Source organism: Flavobacterium sp. UW10123, assembly GCF_040538975.1.
Taxonomy (GTDB): Bacteria; Bacteroidota; Bacteroidia; order Flavobacteriales; family Flavobacteriaceae; genus Flavobacterium.
In genome coordinates this window covers 56943-73951 of record NZ_JBEWQE010000011.1, presented here as the reverse complement: position 1 = coordinate 73951, position 17009 = coordinate 56943, and the positions used below count along the sequence as shown (strand labels likewise).

General features: G+C 33.4%; 13 protein-coding genes. 2 read left to right on the top strand and 11 right to left on the bottom strand.

Annotated elements, in window-relative coordinates; all coding sequences use genetic code 11:
• Position 1: 1 nt before the first annotated feature.
• Both ABXT06_RS14050 and ABXT06_RS14045 read right to left on the bottom strand, forming a co-directional pair.
• Positions 2-946, bottom strand: a complete 945-nt coding sequence (locus ABXT06_RS14050; RefSeq protein ID WP_354591310.1) for a type VI secretion system baseplate subunit TssG — start codon at positions 944-946, stop codon at positions 2-4.
• On the bottom strand, positions 930-1571 hold the full coding sequence (locus tag ABXT06_RS14045) for a C40 family peptidase (protein ID WP_354591309.1): 642 nt from the start codon (positions 1569-1571) through the stop codon (positions 930-932). The genes ABXT06_RS14050 and ABXT06_RS14045 overlap by 17 nt, the downstream gene beginning before the upstream one ends.
• Before the next feature lie 334 nt (positions 1572-1905).
• Between ABXT06_RS14045 and ABXT06_RS14040 the strand changes: the two genes are divergently transcribed.
• Positions 1906-2958, top strand: a complete 1053-nt coding sequence (locus ABXT06_RS14040) for a PKD domain-containing protein (RefSeq protein WP_354591308.1) — start codon at positions 1906-1908, stop codon at positions 2956-2958.
• Positions 2959-2965: 7 nt separating this feature from the next.
• A complete protein-coding gene (locus ABXT06_RS14035; RefSeq protein ID WP_354591307.1) occupies positions 2966-5428 on the top strand; it encodes an AAA family ATPase in 2463 nt (820 codons plus the stop codon).
• 57 nt (positions 5429-5485) lie between these two features.
• Here ABXT06_RS14035 and ABXT06_RS14030 read toward each other — a convergent pair whose 3' ends face one another.
• From ABXT06_RS14030 to ychF, 9 genes are all read right to left on the bottom strand, one after another.
• On the bottom strand, positions 5486-8200 hold the full coding sequence (locus tag ABXT06_RS14030) for a DNA gyrase/topoisomerase IV subunit A (RefSeq protein ID WP_354591306.1): 2715 nt from the start codon (positions 8198-8200) through the stop codon (positions 5486-5488).
• A 26-nt stretch (positions 8201-8226) separates the two neighbouring features.
• Positions 8227-8835, bottom strand: coding sequence for a hypothetical protein (locus ABXT06_RS14025; RefSeq protein WP_354591305.1), 609 nt, complete (start codon positions 8833-8835; stop codon positions 8227-8229).
• A gap of 22 nt (positions 8836-8857) precedes the next feature.
• Positions 8858-10726 carry a DNA topoisomerase IV subunit B gene (locus ABXT06_RS14020; protein WP_354591304.1) on the bottom strand — a complete coding sequence of 623 codons (1869 nt, stop codon included), beginning with the start codon at positions 10724-10726 and terminating at the stop codon, positions 8858-8860.
• 162 nt (positions 10727-10888) lie between these two features.
• Entirely contained in the window at positions 10889-12064 is a 1176-nt protein-coding gene (gene pncB / locus ABXT06_RS14015) for a nicotinate phosphoribosyltransferase (RefSeq protein ID WP_354591303.1), read from the bottom strand.
• A gap of 75 nt (positions 12065-12139) precedes the next feature.
• The gene (locus ABXT06_RS14010) at positions 12140-13120 is read right to left on the bottom strand and encodes a transglutaminase domain-containing protein (protein ID WP_354591302.1); all 981 of its coding nucleotides are present in this window, start codon (positions 13118-13120) and stop codon (positions 12140-12142) included.
• Positions 13121-13645, bottom strand: coding sequence for an NADPH-dependent FMN reductase (locus ABXT06_RS14005; protein WP_354591301.1), 525 nt, complete (start codon positions 13643-13645; stop codon positions 13121-13123).
• Between the two features lie 31 nt (positions 13646-13676).
• Positions 13677-14591, bottom strand: a complete 915-nt coding sequence (locus tag ABXT06_RS14000; RefSeq protein WP_354591300.1) for a YihY/virulence factor BrkB family protein — start codon at positions 14589-14591, stop codon at positions 13677-13679.
• 113 nt (positions 14592-14704) lie between these two features.
• A complete protein-coding gene (locus tag ABXT06_RS13995; protein WP_354591299.1) occupies positions 14705-15382 on the bottom strand; it encodes a TIGR02117 family protein in 678 nt (225 codons plus the stop codon).
• 328 nt (positions 15383-15710) lie between these two features.
• Positions 15711-16805, bottom strand: a complete 1095-nt coding sequence (ychF, locus tag ABXT06_RS13990) for a redox-regulated ATPase YchF (protein WP_354591298.1) — start codon at positions 16803-16805, stop codon at positions 15711-15713.
• Between the last annotated feature and the right edge of the window lie 204 nt (positions 16806-17009).

Below are 17009 nucleotides of genomic sequence, written 5' to 3'. Positions count from 1 at the left end.
ACTAAATTCGTGTTGTATACCCTAACACAGGTTCTTTACTAAAATTAAACTCTTCTGTTTCTTTATTAATCAATAACACTGTTTTTACGTCGACTTCCATTGGAAAAAAATGCTCGCAAAAACAATCTATAAATATTTTTATATCGCCGTTTTTAAGATATTGCTGGTAAGGTTTATTGGTAACAGGACCAATTTCTATCCTTAAGTTCATAGAATAATCCATGTAATCTTTTCCAGTAATAAAATCGACTCCTAATCTATTTTCTCCTAACCTGACCTGCTCTCCTTCTTCGCTATATTCTTTAGAACTTGTTGTTGTATAGGTTACTTTTTCTTCTAAAATGCTTGATAAACATTGGCAGGCAAGTTCAATGTCTCCCACTATTTTGTATGCATAAGGCAGCAGCTGTATAAATTTTGAAACTAAAATTTCAGGGTAAATGTGTGATAATCCCCAAAAATCATAGAAAAAATCCAACGGTTTGCTTCCGTTCAGTTTATATAAAAAATTCCTTTCAACACTTTCTATTTTAGTACGATAATGAAAAATTTCATTTTCAAAAGGAGTAAAAAAAACACGAGCTTCGGCTTCTTGCTTTTTCTGGTGTTTATGCTCCTTTATCATCTGTTTTACAGACTTATCAGAATTATTTTCGGTCAAACTATGTACAAAACCTTCTGGAAGCGCATCATACATGCTATCGCGCGATAATCGTATATTTAAATATTCCTGTTTATCATAATTATCATCCTGAATTACTGCCTCCAAAATGTCGCTTCTGTACGCACGCGAAAATTGTCCCTGATTAGAAACCGTAATTTCATCCGGCACAATTGCTTTGGACTCAAGAAGTTCATTAGCAATAACTTCAGCCCTAATGTCATACGAAATATTCTCAATTTCGAATGCAAGATCCTCAAGACTTTTTTTACTTCTTCTTTCCATCCTCGTTGATTCGTCCTGCGCCTATGTATCGTAACTGAAAATATTCATCATTGAAATTATATATTGCAAGACCTTTGTCTGTACAAGCCAGAATTCGGTCATTATGCAGGTACAGACCAACATCAGATATCGGATGGTCTTTATCGTATCGAAAGAAAACAAGATCGCCTTCGGCAAGAAAACTTCGTCCAGTAAAAATTTGTATAGATTTAGACTTCCACATACCTGCTGGATCTTTTGGAAGCGTAACTTTATAAACATCGCTGTATAAAGACTGTAGAAAATAAGAACAGTCAATTCCTTTTTTAGAAAAGCTTTTCTCTTTATATGGCGTATTAAGCCATGGATCTATGTAGGAGTATAATTTGTAGTTGGTAATTTTATTTGGCATTACAGCCAGAATAATGGAGTATTTTTCTTTTAGAGCCAGCATTTCGTCACTTAAATTCTCTGGATTATCATTGACGATGGTTTTATTTTTTAAACCTGTTTCATTCATTTGAGCCTGTTTTTTTAACAGTTCCAAAGAATAATCATATTTGAAGGGAATCTGCGAAATATATTTTTGAGCATGGCATTCTGTAAATAAATGCATCATAAGAATCATTATAACAAACTGCCTCATAAAAAATATTATTTAGTACTCTTTTTTTAGATAATTAAACATTATTTCACAACCGAAATGGATCATTTTTAAATTTTAAGCAACATAAAAAACAAATTTTTCAACTTACTTTTATTTTTAAACCTGAGAAAATTCTTCTTTTCGAACGTAACTCATTTATAATGAATTTATTTACATTTTTGGATGTGGCGGCTACAAACCTAACAAAATATTTTGTAAGAATACAAATAAAATTTGTAAAATTTATATTATAAAATCGAATCATTTTAAAATAAATAAAACTACATTTGCTTCCAATTTTTGTTAAAATTATCTTACATAGTAAAATATTAAAATGAATCAAAAAAATATTGATATTAGGGTAGTATTTTTTTTTGCACTTCTCTTACTAGCTGGAATTATAGCGTTTATCATTCAATTTTTTAACCATGTCGATTGTCAAGATGCCAAGTTTTACATTTTTGCAGATCATTCACAATCAGAGGAATCGACAGAATTTTACGACAAAACTCCTAATGCAAAATCATGGATTTGGGATTTTGGGGATGGGTCAGAAAAAGATGTCAGAAAACAGACTTTTCACATCTATAAAAATCCAGGAAAATACTATGTGACTTTAACAATAAATGGCAATTGTACCCACACAAAAGAAATCACTATAAAAGATAAATATGCGGCTGATAAAATAGGTACGCCAAAAATTATTGCTCCCAGAACTATTACAGTTGGACAGCCTGCTTATTTTAAATCAATCTCAGATGATGCCAAAACTTGGGAATGGGCTTTTGGTGAAAATAAAGGCATAGACGAAACTTCTTCTGCCCCCGTTTACAGCTTTATTACTCCGGGAGAAAAAACAATCACTTTAGTCATAAATGGGGATTTCAGTCGTGTGGCAAAGAAAATTATTTATGTACATCCTAGAGTTATTAAAAAAACTAATCCTTTGGATGTCAGCTCTTATGAATTCGAGAAAAAAGCTGAAGCCTTCGCACTGCCTCGAGGTTCTATAAAAAAAGATCCGCTTGAAGAAATGCTACAATATGTTCCAGTAGCGCCAAAAACCAAAACTGTAAAAGACAGTATTGCTCTAGCTAAAAAAGCACCAAAAATATCTGAGGATCAATTTGAAATCTTATTAAATAAAGTAGCAGAAGGAAGCAAAGTAAAAGATGATTTTACAGATTTTTTATGTGATGACCTGGATATTCCGGTTGTTAAAAATGACAAAGATTTATTGACTTTTTCTGAATTATGCACTTCGGTAAAAGGGAAAAAAATAAAGATAGAATCAATACGTCTTAACAAAAACAAACAAACTAATTGTGTTAAAGGAATAAATATCAGCTATAAAGTAAAAAAGTATCTGATATGGTCTAAAGATTAATTTTGGTATGGAAGAAGAAAAAAATGTTTTCAGCACAGAACTATTAAGTGCACTTGAAATTGCTAAAAAAATTGCTAAAACTAATTCAAATAAATACTATTCAGCATCCCATTTATTAAAAGCTATTTTAAACAGAGATTTATCGCTTTTGAAAAGGCTTGAAACTATGGGCAAAGATGTTTACTATCTTGATGAATGGTCAGAAGTTCGAATCGAAGAAGAGCCAAAAACCACTCATGTTCTTGATGCTGAACCAAGCGATTTGATCGACGATATTATAAAAGAAGCAGAATCGGTGCGAATTGCTTTGAATGAAGATGAAATTAGCCTTTATGCTATTATAATTGCTCTAAGCTCTCCTGGCGTAGGTTTCAACTTCGATCAAATGAAGTCCTACCCGATCTCTAGAAATGAATTGCTAGAAGATCAGATTGTCATTCCACAAACTGAAAACGGTATAAAACAAGAAGTAAAAAAAGGTTTTTTAAGTAAATATTGCGTTCATAAAAACCTTGAAAAAAATAAAAAAAGAGTATCTGCAATTGGGCGTGAAGCCGAATTGAATGCCATAAAAGAAATACTTTGCCGATTTTCTAAACCTAATGTGCTACTTATTGGCGATCGTGGCATTGGGAAATCAATTTTAATTGATACTCTTATTCAAGATGTAATAGCCAACCAAGTCCCAGATGTTTTAAACAAAGTGCAGCTATTTGAACTTGATCTGTCATCACTTATTGCTGGAGCTTCATATAAAGGAGAAATAGAAGATCGCTTAAAAAACTGCATTCAGGAACTTAAACAATATTCGAAAGCTATTTTAATTATTGAAGAAATTCATATTTTACTGGATAAAAATGGAGGAGATTCAGGCGTTTCAAATGTTCTTAAAGGCGAGCTAGCAAAAGGGTTGAATATTATTGCCACCTCAACAATAGACGAATTTTCAAAAAGAATCGAAAAAGAGCAAGGCCTTTCGGGAATGTTTGACATCGTTAAACTGGAAGAAGCGGATGATGAAACTCTATTTCGAATGATTCGTGAGTCTATTAAAATTTATCAAGAGCATCATAAAATACAAATAGATGATGAAACTATTTCAGAATCTATTCGATTATCAAAAAGATATCTAAAAGAAAAAAGCCTTCCTGAGTCAGCCTTTAATTTGATCGACCATACAATGTCGGTTTTAAAAACCTCTGGAGAAACTTTTCTTAACGAAAAACAATCTATTGCCAATAGATTAAATCTTCTAAAAGAAAACAAAGACAATTTATCTGAAAATCAATTAATAAAAGAATACAATTGGTTCTTGGTTGATTTAATGAACAAAACAGCATTTTTAATGGATCCTGATGAGCAAAATGAAAAAAGAAATTTTGAATCATCAGAATCGATTTTTAATTATATTGAAAACCTTATTAATACGCTTGAAGAAAAAGCACTTGACAAACGTTCTCATATCGAGGCTTTTGATTTGTCTTTGATAATTGCTAAAAAAACGGGAATTCCCGCAGGAAAACTTAAAGAAGAAGAAAAACAGAAACTTAATAGCATTGAGGAAGTTTTAGGTCGAAGGGTAATTGGACAGGATCATTGCATTGAGACAGTTGCCGGCTCTATTTTAGAATCACGATCAGGTTTAAGCAAAGCAGGACAGCCAATTGCATCATTCTTTTTTCTAGGACCAACAGGAACTGGAAAAACCGAATTGGCCAAATCATTAGCTGAATTTCTTTTTCAAGATGAAAATGCTATTATCCGTTTTGATATGTCTGAGTTTAAAGAAGAACATTCAGCAGCATTGTTATACGGTGCACCTCCCGGCTATGTTGGTTACGAAGAAGGCGGATTACTAGTAAACAAAATTAGACAAAAGCCCTATTCTATTGTTTTATTTGATGAAATTGAAAAAGCACACCCTTCTGTCTTTGACGTATTTCTACAGATTATGGACGAAGGAAAACTTCACGATCGTTTAGGAAAAGAAGGTGATTTCTCTAATGCAATTATTCTATTTACTTCAAATATTGGGGCAGATCATATCGTTAATACTTTTAATAATGGCGAAATCCCAACATCGAGTTCGTTAATGGAAATTATGGCCAATTATTTTAGACCTGAATTTTTAGGACGATTAACTGAGATTGTACCCTTTGCTCCTATAAGTAAAGAAAATGCTTTAAAAATATTCGAAATCCACCTTAAAAAGGAATTCATTGATTTATTAAAGAACAGTAAAATCACAGTAGAAATTCCTTTAGAAACTAAACTATATCTCGCTGAAAATGGCTATAATGCCAAATATGGCGCAAGACCTATTAAAAACATTATTAGAACGCATTTAAGAAGACCTTTAGCTAAAAAAATAATTTCTGGAGAAGTAAAAGAAAACGATAACATTTCGGTAATTATTGAAAACAACGAAGTAAAATGGGTCATAACAGAACCTATTTCAGTTGAGAATTAATTAAACCTCATCAAATAAAAAAACGCTAAGAACTAATTCTTAGCGTTTTCTCATTTATTATTCTAAAACCAAACCAATCTGGCCATCATCATCTAATTCTGTTTCAACAGAATCATCTTCTGGAATTTCAGGTTTTTCTGGAACTTCTTCAACAGGTTCCTCATAAGGAAGTGGGTCTAATAAATTCACTTGTCTCAACTTATCTGTCGTTAATTGGTTTCCTAAAGCTTTAAAACCTTTTACGGCTATAAAGTCTTCCACATCAATATGCAGATCGTCTTTTTGAACTCCTTTTACTTTTGCAAAAACCAATTGTGCTACAGGACGATAATCAGTAGATACAATTTCTAACTGCGAATTTGGATGATCGGTAATGAAACTTTCTTCTTTTCCTTCATTTTCAACTAAGAAACGCTTTAAGAAATAACGCTCTTTTTCCCCATCATAATAAATCGCTGAAATTGGTTTTTTAGGTTTCCATTTTTCCAAAACAATCATATCTTCATCAAAATGAGTTGATAATTCTGGAATGATAACTTTCAATTTTCCTGTTTGGTTAATTATCAAAATTTTGTCTGTTGGCTTAAATTCACCTAGCAATTCTCCTCTTGCATCAACATTTAAGCGTTTTACAGTATCATCAAACCAAACTTTTCTTGGCAGTAAAGTAGAAATTCCTTTTTCTTTTAATTCGATTTTCTTGATTGGGTATTTGGTTACTAAGTTTCCTTTTGAACCACGTCCTTTAATCGCTAAATTAGCAAAGTCAATATCAAATTTCAGTTTCTTGATCGTTCCAACCTGACGCAATAAAATAGTCACAACCTCAGCTTCTCCATTTGGATTGTGTGAGAAATAAACCACCTGAGAACCATTTGTACCATTCGTTAGATCGTAAGCTTTATCACGCGTTACACCAGTAACATTAAAACGTTTTATATAAGATGGCCCTGATTTACCGTCACGATACATCATATTATAAATGGTACGTTTATCGTTTTTGTCGAAAACGGCAGCATGTATAATGTCTTTTCCTATAAAAGTTTTAGCATCGACTTTTGTGATCATCAAGGTTCCGTCTCGCAAAAACACGATAACATCGTCAATATCAGAACAGTCGCCTACATATTCATCTTTCTTTAAACTTGTTCCTACGAAACCTTCTTCGCGGTTTACATATAGTTTTGTGTTACGTAAAACTACTTTTGTAGCCTCAACGTTATCAAATACACGAAGTTCTGTCTGGCGTTCTCTACCTTTTCCGTATTTCTCTTTTAATTTGGTAAAATACGCAATGGCAAAATCCGTAAGGTGCTCTAAATTATATTCGACCTCTTTCATCTCGTCTTCTAACTTCGCAATTAAATCATCGGCTTTATCAGAGTCGAAACGTGTGATACGAATCATCGGGATTTGAGTCAGTCTTTGTAAATCGTCGTCATTAATTTCTCTAACGAATGATTTTTTGAAAGGCTCAAAACGATCATATAAATATTTGTAAAGTGATTCTCTGTCACCATACAATTTGAAGTCGATGTACATTTCTTCACGAATGAAGATTTTCTCCAAAGTAGAAAAATGCCATTTATTTTTTAATTCTTCTAATTGTATTTCTAATTCCTGACGAAGTAAATCGACCGTTCTCTCTGTTGAAATTTTCAACATTTGAGAAACTCCAATAAACAATGGTTTATTGTCTTCGATCACACATCCTAAAGGCGCAACAGATGTTTCGCAGGCTGTAAAAGCGAATAACGCATCAATTGTTTTATCTGGTGAAACCCCAGGGAAAAGATGAATTAAAATTTCAACATCAGCCGCGGTATTATCCTCAATTTTCTTAATTTTGATTTTACCTTTTTCATTGGCTTTCAAAATACTGTCAATTAAACTCGATGTATTGGTAGAAAACGGAATTTGCGTAATCACCAATGTATTTTTGTCTAATTGCGAAATCTTAGCACGCACACGTACACGACCGCCACGCATTCCGTCATTGTAATTGGAAACGTCGGCAATACCCTGTGTCATAAAATCAGGATAAAGCGTAAACGGTTTTCCTTTTAAGATTTTAATCGAAGCGTCAATTAATTCATTGAAGTTATGAGGAAGAACTTTCGTTGAAAGTCCAACCGCAATACCTTCTGCTCCTTGCGCTAAAAGCAATGGGAATTTTACAGGAAGGTTGTTTGGCTCTGCACGACGTCCATCATACGAAACTCCCCAGTCTGTAATTTTTGGAGAATATAAAACCTCTAAAGCAAATTTCGATAAACGAGCCTCAATATAACGGGGCGCTGCTGCACCATCACCTGTTAGAATATTTCCCCAGTTCCCTTGACAATCTATCAATAAATCCTTTTGACCAATTTGCACCATAGCGTCACCAATACTCGCATCTCCGTGTGGGTGATACTGCATAGTGTGACCAACAACATTGGCAACTTTATTATAACGACCGTCATCCAGCTCTTTTAAAGAGTGCATAATACGACGCTGAACAGGCTTGAATCCGTCCTCGATAGCAGGAACTGCACGTTCCAAGATTACATACGAAGCATAATCCAAGAACCAGTCTTTATACATTCCAGTTACTTTGGTAATAACGTCTTCGCCTTCTTCTTCCTGATTTTCGTAAAAATGTGCTCCTTCAAAATGTTTTCCTTCCCCATCAATCACATCATCTTCACCATCTTGAATATTATCCAGATTTTCCTCTGAATTATTCTCGTCGTCGTTTGGAATTATGTTATCGTCTTCTTCGTCTTTCATTTTTATGCTGAATTTATTTCAGTATTTTATTTTAAAACATTATTGTTTAATTTTTTTGTTGTTTTCAAACTATCCAAAAACAATCTTTCTTTTTCTTCCTTTTCTTCTGTATCAACAAAATATTTGATTCCAGCTTTCTTGAAAAAATCTTTTACATCATCTTTACAATAATCCCAACTTTCTCTCAAATTATTAGAAGATTTAGAAGTTCCGCATTGAAAACAAACTTCAATATGCCCAATAATTTTATTTTTATTATTATAAAAAAGAATCAAATTTCTCGGCATATAACAGCTCGAATAAGGAGCAACATCACCTTCAACTTTACAATGAATCTTTATTAAATCAAATAATTCATTAATTTGAGTTTCCTTCAATAATGTAACTTTTTCATTAACCATCGAAGTATCAAAATCGATTTTATTATTTATAATAATTTCTCTATGCCTTAGTGTATCCCAAGCTAATCGATCCGGATAAGAGAGTATTTCAATCTTTTTAATCGCTTCTTTTTCTAAATCAAAAGCATCAGAATAATCTAATTCTCTCTTGCTTTTAATTTCATCTTCCAAATCTTTATTTCTATTACATGAAAATAAAGTCGAAATAATTACTAAAACTAAAAGCTTCTTCATTAATCCAAAATTTCGAAAAATATTAAGCCTCTTCAAGCTCATCAATCTCAACCTTCAGGTTCTTGATAATAAACTCCTGTCTGTCTGGTGTATTTTTACCCATGTAGAAAGATAACAACTGCTCAATCGAAGTATGTTTATCCATCATAACCGGATCAAGGCGAATAGTATCTCCAATAAAGTTCTTGAACTCATCTGGAGAAATCTCTCCCAAACCTTTAAATCGGGTGATTTCTGGTTTTGGTTTTAATTTTTCGATCGCGTCTTTTCTTTCTTCCTCAGAATAACAATAAATCGTTTCTTTTTTGTTTCGAACCCTGAAAAGTGGCGTCTGCAAAATATACAAATGCCCTTCTTTGATTAACTCTGGGAAAAATTGCAAAAAGAATGTAATCAACAATAAACGAATGTGCATTCCGTCGACATCGGCATCGGTTGCGATTACAATGTTGTTGTAACGTAATTTTTCTAGTCCGTCTTCGATATCTAATGCCGCTTGCAATAAATTGAATTCTTCGTTTTCGTACACAATCTTTTTAGACATTCCGTATGAATTCAAAGGTTTACCACGCAAACTGAAAACGGCTTGCGTATTTACGTCACGCGACTTTGTAATCGATCCAGAAGCAGAATCTCCCTCGGTGATAAAAAGTGTACTTTCTAAGTTTCTTGGGTTTTTGGTATCAGGAAGATGCGCACGGCAGTCTCTTAATTTTTTATTGTGAAGATTGGCTTTTTTCGCACGATCTGTCGCCAATTTTCTAATTCCTGATAATTCTTTTCTTTCGCGTTCTGCCTGAAGAATTTTACGCAATAAAGCTTCGGCTGTCGGCGGGTTTTTATGCAGGTAATTGTCCAATTTCGTTTTGATGAAATCATTAACGAAAGTACGAACAGAAACCGCAGGCGTTCCATCATCAGAACCCATATCTGTAGAACCTAATTTGGTTTTGGTCTGAGACTCAAAAACCGGTTCCATCACTTTAATACTAATCGCACTGACAATCGATTTACGAACATCTGACGCTTCGAAATTCTTATTGTAAAATTCACGAATTGTTTTTACAACCGCTTCACGATACGCCGCTAAGTGCGTTCCTCCTTGCGTTGTATTCTGACCGTTTACGAAAGAGTGATATTCTTCACTGTATTGCGTTTTACTGTGTGTTAACGCAACCTCAATATCGTGATCTTTTAAATGAATAATTGGATACTCTAAATCTTCTTCATTAATCGTTTCTTCTAATAAATCACGAAGTCCGTTTTCTGAATAGTATTTTTCTCCGTTGAAAATAATCGTCAACCCATTGTTTAAGTAACAATAGTTTTTAACCATTTTAACAACATATTCCATACGGAATTTATAGTTTTTGAAAATCGTTTCGTCTGGCGTAAAAACAACTTTCGTTCCTTTACGCTTGGTCGTATCGATTACATCTTCTTCTAAAACTAAATTTCCTGCTGAAAACTCTGCTCCTTTTTGTTTGTCATCACGAACCGATTCTACACGAAAAAAAGTAGAAAGTGCATTTACCGCTTTTGTTCCGACACCATTCAAACCAACTGACTTCTGGAAAGCTTTAGAATCGTACTTTCCTCCTGTGTTCATCTTAGAAACTACGTCTACTACTTTCCCTAACGGAATTCCACGTCCGTAATCACGAACAGAAACCGTTTTATCTTTTATAGATACTTCGATAGTTTTACCAGCACCCATAACGAACTCATCGATACAGTTGTCTAAAACCTCTTTTAAAAGAATATAAATACCATCATCCGGTGATGATCCGTCCCCTAATTTCCCGATGTACATACCCGGACGCATACGAATATGTTCCTTCCAATCGAGTGAACGAATATTATCTTCGTTGTATTGATTTTGCTCTAGCATAAATGAATTTAGGATTTTTTGCTAATGTACCATTTCTTAACAAAAAATGAAAGTGTATTTCTTTTTTGTTATGAATAATAACAGTTTAAAATCTATTTAAATTGATTTTAAAATAAAATGGACGATAAAACTATACAAAAACTGCTTTTTCAGCAAAAAACACTATTTGATTCCCAGCACTTCTTTCGCCAAAGCAATCATTTCGGGAGTTCCCGTGTTTTTGTTTTTTTCGTCTGAAAGTTTTACGACTCCTTGCCAATGTACATTATCAGGTTTTGTATCCGTTAATTTTATAACCATATTCATGGCTGGAAGTCCTACGTCGTTGGTAAAATTTGTTCCAATTCCAAACGACATTTTTATTTTATCCTGACAGAAATCGGCAATCTTTTTTACTTTGTCATAATTGAGCGAATCTGAAAAAACAATGACTTTTGATTTCGGATCAATTCCCATTTTATTATAATGAGAAATTACTTTTTGAGCAAACTCAATCGGATCGCCACTGTCATGTCGAACGCCATCAAAAAGTTTGGAATATTTTTTATCAAACTGATTGAAAAATATTTCTGTAGTATAGGTATCTGTTAAAGCAATTCCGAGATCTCCGCCATAAACTTTTGTCCAGTTTTCAAGACTTATAAAATTCGCCACCTGAAAACCATATTGCGCCGCATGAAACATAAACCACTCGTGAGCATGTGTCCCTAAAGGTCTTCGATTATTGACCATTGCAAAATGCACATTACTTGTACCAATAAAGCTCTGTCCTCCATAAGCTTGCAAAGTCTCATTTACAAGACTCTGCACGTCGTAAGAGTGACGACGTCTTGTTCCAAATTCTAAAATTGAAACACCAAGCCTATTGTAATTCTCTATTTTTTCTTTCGTCAGACTTTTTACAGCCTCATCATCTAAACGAATTAAATGATTCGATTTATAAAAAAGCTCAGAAATCAATGCCATTAGCGGCACTTCCCACAAAATGGTTCTATACCAATAACCTTCAACGGTAACTTTTATTTCTGAGCCTTCCTGACTAATCTGAACTTCAGAGGGATCAAAACTATATCCCTGCAGAAAATCGAGATAAGTTGGGTCAAGATAAGGACAATAATGTGCTAAATAACTTTTCTCTTCTTTTGTTAAGCGAAGATCTGCCATTGCGTCTACAGAATTTCGAAGTAATTCTGCAAATCCCTCAGGAAAAATATGCTTGCCTCTATTTATAAATCCGTATCGAACTTTTGCTTTTGGAAAAAGTTTAATTACAGCATGCTGCATCGTAAATTTATAGAAATCATTGTCTAAGATTGATTTCAGAAAAGTTGTTTCCATAGCGCTCAAATTCGAATCATTCTTGCTAAGATACGGCAATTTTAACAAAAGAAGAAAGATCTAAAATCTAATCTTTTATTTCGAAACTATTTTAAAAGAAACAACACTATTACCGTCTACAAAAACAGTTATGTAATCACCTATGTTGCTATCAATTAGAATCTGAAATTCTAAACCTCCTCGCTTTTCTTTCGGGTTTTGGACTTTAACAGGCTGATTTCTTTTATTCAAATAAAAAACCTGATTGGATTTTGATACGTTTTTGATTTCAACTGTAATTCTATCCCCGTTTCTGGCTTCAATTATTCCAGAATCTGGTGACTTGATTTTATAGTCTTTTTCAATTGTAGTATTATAAATAAGAGGTCCATTCAAGAAATCTTCTTTATTCAATCTGTTTCCTAAATAAGAACCTGAATCTGGAAAATGCTTCGCAAAGAAATAATCTGGATCTGTATCAAAATATGCAGGATTAAAATCGTTGACCATTCTGCCTTTACTGCTATCATAATAGCCTTGCCCCCAAGTTACATCCAAAAGACGCCATTTTTTATCAATCAAAACCATATTCCAAGCATGATTGGACGAAGTGTTTTTTCGACCAATATCTCTAACTGAAATCTTAGAATCGCCACGAATTATTTCGCATTTGATATCCATCAAAGAAGCCAAATGCTGATACAAAGCCGTAAATCCTTCGCAAACTGCTTTTTTAGATTTAAAAGCTTTTTGAATTAAATTATCGTTGATCTGTTTGATTTTTCGCTGTTTTTCAGCTTCAGAAGAATAACTGAAACCTTGCGTTCTTGGCGGATTCAAATACGCATTGTAATCGTATCTTATATTGAAAGCAATCCAACTGTAAATAGCGCGCGCGCGATCATAGTCCGAATCAAAATCTTTTTCGATTCTGTCGGCTAATTTTTCGGTCGTATCAAAACTTTTTGGGTATTTCGCAACTATTTTATCGACTTCACTAATCTTTTGAGCAAAAGTAAAATTGATAAAAAGAAGATTTAATAAAAGGAAAATAAGGGCAATCTTTTTTTGTGGCATTTAAAAATTTGATTTAATAATATCTTTCAGTTCTTGATCTAATTCAGAATTAGAGATTTTATTTTCCTGTAAATCAAAATTCGAGCCAAATGCTGGCAATGAGAAACTTCCTTTAATTTCTGCACCATAACGGGGGAAAAGATTTTGTGCAATTCCTAAAACAGACGCGCCTCCTCTTCCGCCTGGCGAAGTCGCCAATAATAACATTGGTTTGTGCTGAAAAACATCTTTTTCAATTCGGGAACTCCAATCGAAAACATTTTTAAAAGCAACAGAATAGTTTCCGTTGTTTTCTGCCATTGAAACCACTAAAATATCAGCTTCTTTAAGTTTATTCAAAAATGATTGTGCCATTTCATGCTGTCCGATTTCTTTTTCAAGATCTACGCTAAAAACCGGCATTGCAAAATCGTTTAGATCCAAAACCTCAACATCTGCATTTTCAAACAAGCTTGATGCATAAGTTGCTAAACGTTTGTTGATTGACTGTTTGCTGTTACTTCCTCCAAAGGCTACTATTTTCATATTTGTGGTATTTGCTGTTTTTATAATTGATTTAAGATTCTATTTCGAAAATCTCTTTTTGTATTTCTACAGAATAATCATTTGGCGAAATACTTCCTCCGAAGGCTTTCGCATAGACTTTAGTAAATTCTGCTCCAAAATATAAAATAATAGCCGAATAATATACCCAAACCAAAATTATAATTACAGAACCCGCTGCACCGTAAACACTTGCAACAGTTGAATTTCCTAAATAAACTCCAATTGCAAACTTGCCTATCATAAACAAAATCGCAGTACTAGATGCTCCAATAAAGGCATCTTTCCATTTAATGATTCCATCAGGTAAAGTTCGGAATATAATAGCAAAAAGCAATGTGATGCTCGCAAAAACAATTAGAAGATTTACCACATAAAAAAGATAGACTGTCGTATCAGGAAAATACATTTTTAAACGAGCATTCAAAAGATCTAATATTGCATTGACCATCAAACTGACAATCATTAAAAAACCTACTGAAACAATCATGGAAAATGACATTAAGCGGTTTTGAATAAACTTTTTTAAGCCTTTATTTGGTTTTGCACGAAGTCCCCAAATGTAGTTTATGGAACTCTGAATTTCTGCAAAAACTCCCGATGCTCCAATTAAAAGCATCACAACACCAAATACAGTTACAAAAACATTACTGTCTGATAATTGAACATTCTTGATTGCCTCCTGAATCTGTACAGCAGCATTATTTCCAACCAATCGATTTATCTGACCATATAACTGACCTGTGACTGCCTCTTCCCCAAAAAAGAAGCCACAAATGGTAATTATAATAATCAATAAAGGAGGCAAAGCAAAAATGGTATAATAAGATAACGCCGCGCTTAACTTTATCGCGTTGTCATCATTGAATTCTAAAAATGTTGTTTTTAATAAATACCAAGTTTTCGAAAAGATATTGTGATTTTTCATTTGCTGATTTTTTGATATTCACTCAAATTTAAGCATTAATGAAAATTTTTAACTTCTTGGATTTTTGATAGGTTTTATATTTTTCCCATGTTTATAGATTTACTGGCGCAATTTTATTTATAATGACAAAAAATCCCTTTATCATAAACCGTCCACAAACTTGCCCTTTGATTAGCAGCTTTCAAGGCATTATTTGCCCAAGTATTGCAAGTATAAAAAAGACTATAACTTCCTTTAGCTTCATAGAAAGCATCTTTTTTCCCATAGCTATGACCTTCAATCCATTGTGGATGAATTGGATCGCTAAAACTATTGGAAATATAATTGACTAAATTTTGGTAATTCTCTTTAGAAACCAAAATACGTTTGCAATCATCACCTTCTCTTAGCTGTTTAAAAAATGTAGCATGTACAGCAGATGAACTGATTCCGAAAGCGGCTTTAAAAGCTGTACTTGCTTTTAAATCTGCCCATTCTGGAGTTTCAAGATAAAAACCCTTATCACCCCAACCAAAAGCAATATAATTCATTAACGAATCTTTTGATTGAGTTTGGTTAAATCGAATTTCGTTTCGCCAATCTTTAATTTCATTTTTGATTGGAACTACTATATCGGTATGAACTCCGTTTGAAAGAATGTAAATTGGAATTGCATTTTGCTCTTCAACCTGAGCAACATCTGAATTTACCGTAATTTTAGAAATAATCAAAACAGAAGAAATATACACGGCAAGAAAACTGAAAATTCCGAAAAGCGTCCAGCCTAGAATTTTGAATGACTTTTTTAGCATTTTGATTGGTTGATTTTAGATTAGTAATTGGTTATTTTTTCTGTAACCAATTTTTGAGCCAAAAATTTTTAAGTTGCTAAAATTGTACGCAGATTATACTGATTCGCTTTCGCGAAAGCGCGGATTTTTGTCATCCTGAGGAACGAAGGATCACACTAGAAATTCCGCACTAAGAGTCGCCAATCTTTGCAGGATTACTTGTGTGATCCTTCGTTCCTCAGGATGACATACTTTGTGTACATTCGCTTTTAAGCATAAAAAAACTGCTGAATCTCTCCAGCAGTTTTAATCTTTATTCTTTCTTCTTTACTCTTTCTTCTAAAAAAGACTAAACGTTAAAACGGAAATGCATTACATCACCATCTTTCACTATGTATTCTTTCCCTTCCACTCTGAATTTTCCAGCTTCTTTTGCTTTTGCTTCAGAACCGTATTGAACGTAATCATCGTATGAAATAACCTCTGCACGGATAAAACCTTTTTCAAAATCAGTATGGATAACTCCAGCTGCTTGAGGCGCTGTAGCTCCAATATTGATTGTCCAAGCGCGAACTTCTTTTACACCAGCTGTAAAGTAAGTTTGTTGTTTTAATAACTTGTAAGCTGCACGAATTAAAACTGATGCTCCTGGCTCTTCTAATCCCATATCTTCTAAGAAAACCTGACGCTCTTCGTAACTTTCTAATTCTGTGATATCAGCCTCTGCTCCTACTGAAAGCACAATAACTTCAGCTTCTTCGTCTTTTACCAATTCACGAACCTGATCAACATATTTGTTTCCGTTTACTGCAGAACTTTCGTCAACATTACAAACGTATAAAACTGGTTTTGCTGTAATTAATTGGAAAGCTTCCATAAGAACTTCTTCGTCATTGTTTTGAGGAACAATAGTTCTTGCAGATTTAGCTTGCAAAAGAGCTTCTCTAATTCTGTTTAATAAGGCTTCTTCTGTTTGAGCTTCTTTATTTCCTGTTTTTGCAGCACGTTTTACTTTTTCTAAACGTTTTTCGATTGTTTCTAAATCTTTTAACTGCAATTCGATATCGATAGTTTCTTTGTCACGAATTGGGTTTACGTTTCCGTCAACGTGTACAATATTATCATTGTCAAAACAACGTAAAACGTGAATGATAGCATTACACTCTCTAATGTTTCCTAAAAACTGGTTTCCAAGACCTTCACCTTTACTAGCTCCTTTTACCAAACCTGCAATATCAACGATATCTACAGTTGCCATTTGAACGCGTTCTGGTTTTACCAATTCTTCCAATTTATTGATTCTTGGATCTGGAACGTTTACAACACCAATATTTGGCTCGATTGTACAAAACGGAAAGTTTGCACTCTGCGCTTTTGCATTAGATAAACAATTAAATAATGTTGATTTTCCAACATTTGGCAATCCTACAATTCCTGCTTTCATCTGTTTGTTTCTATTTATTTTATGCGGGTCTTCAAATTTAACCCCTTTACATTAAACCTTGTGATTTAATGCCTTATAATTTACACGTTTTATCATTTTTCTGCCAAAATGCTATTTTTTGGCTTTAAAATTTTGCAAATATAAGATTTAATAGCTCTTGCACGAAGTAAAAATGTTCAATAATATAATTTTAGATATACGTAA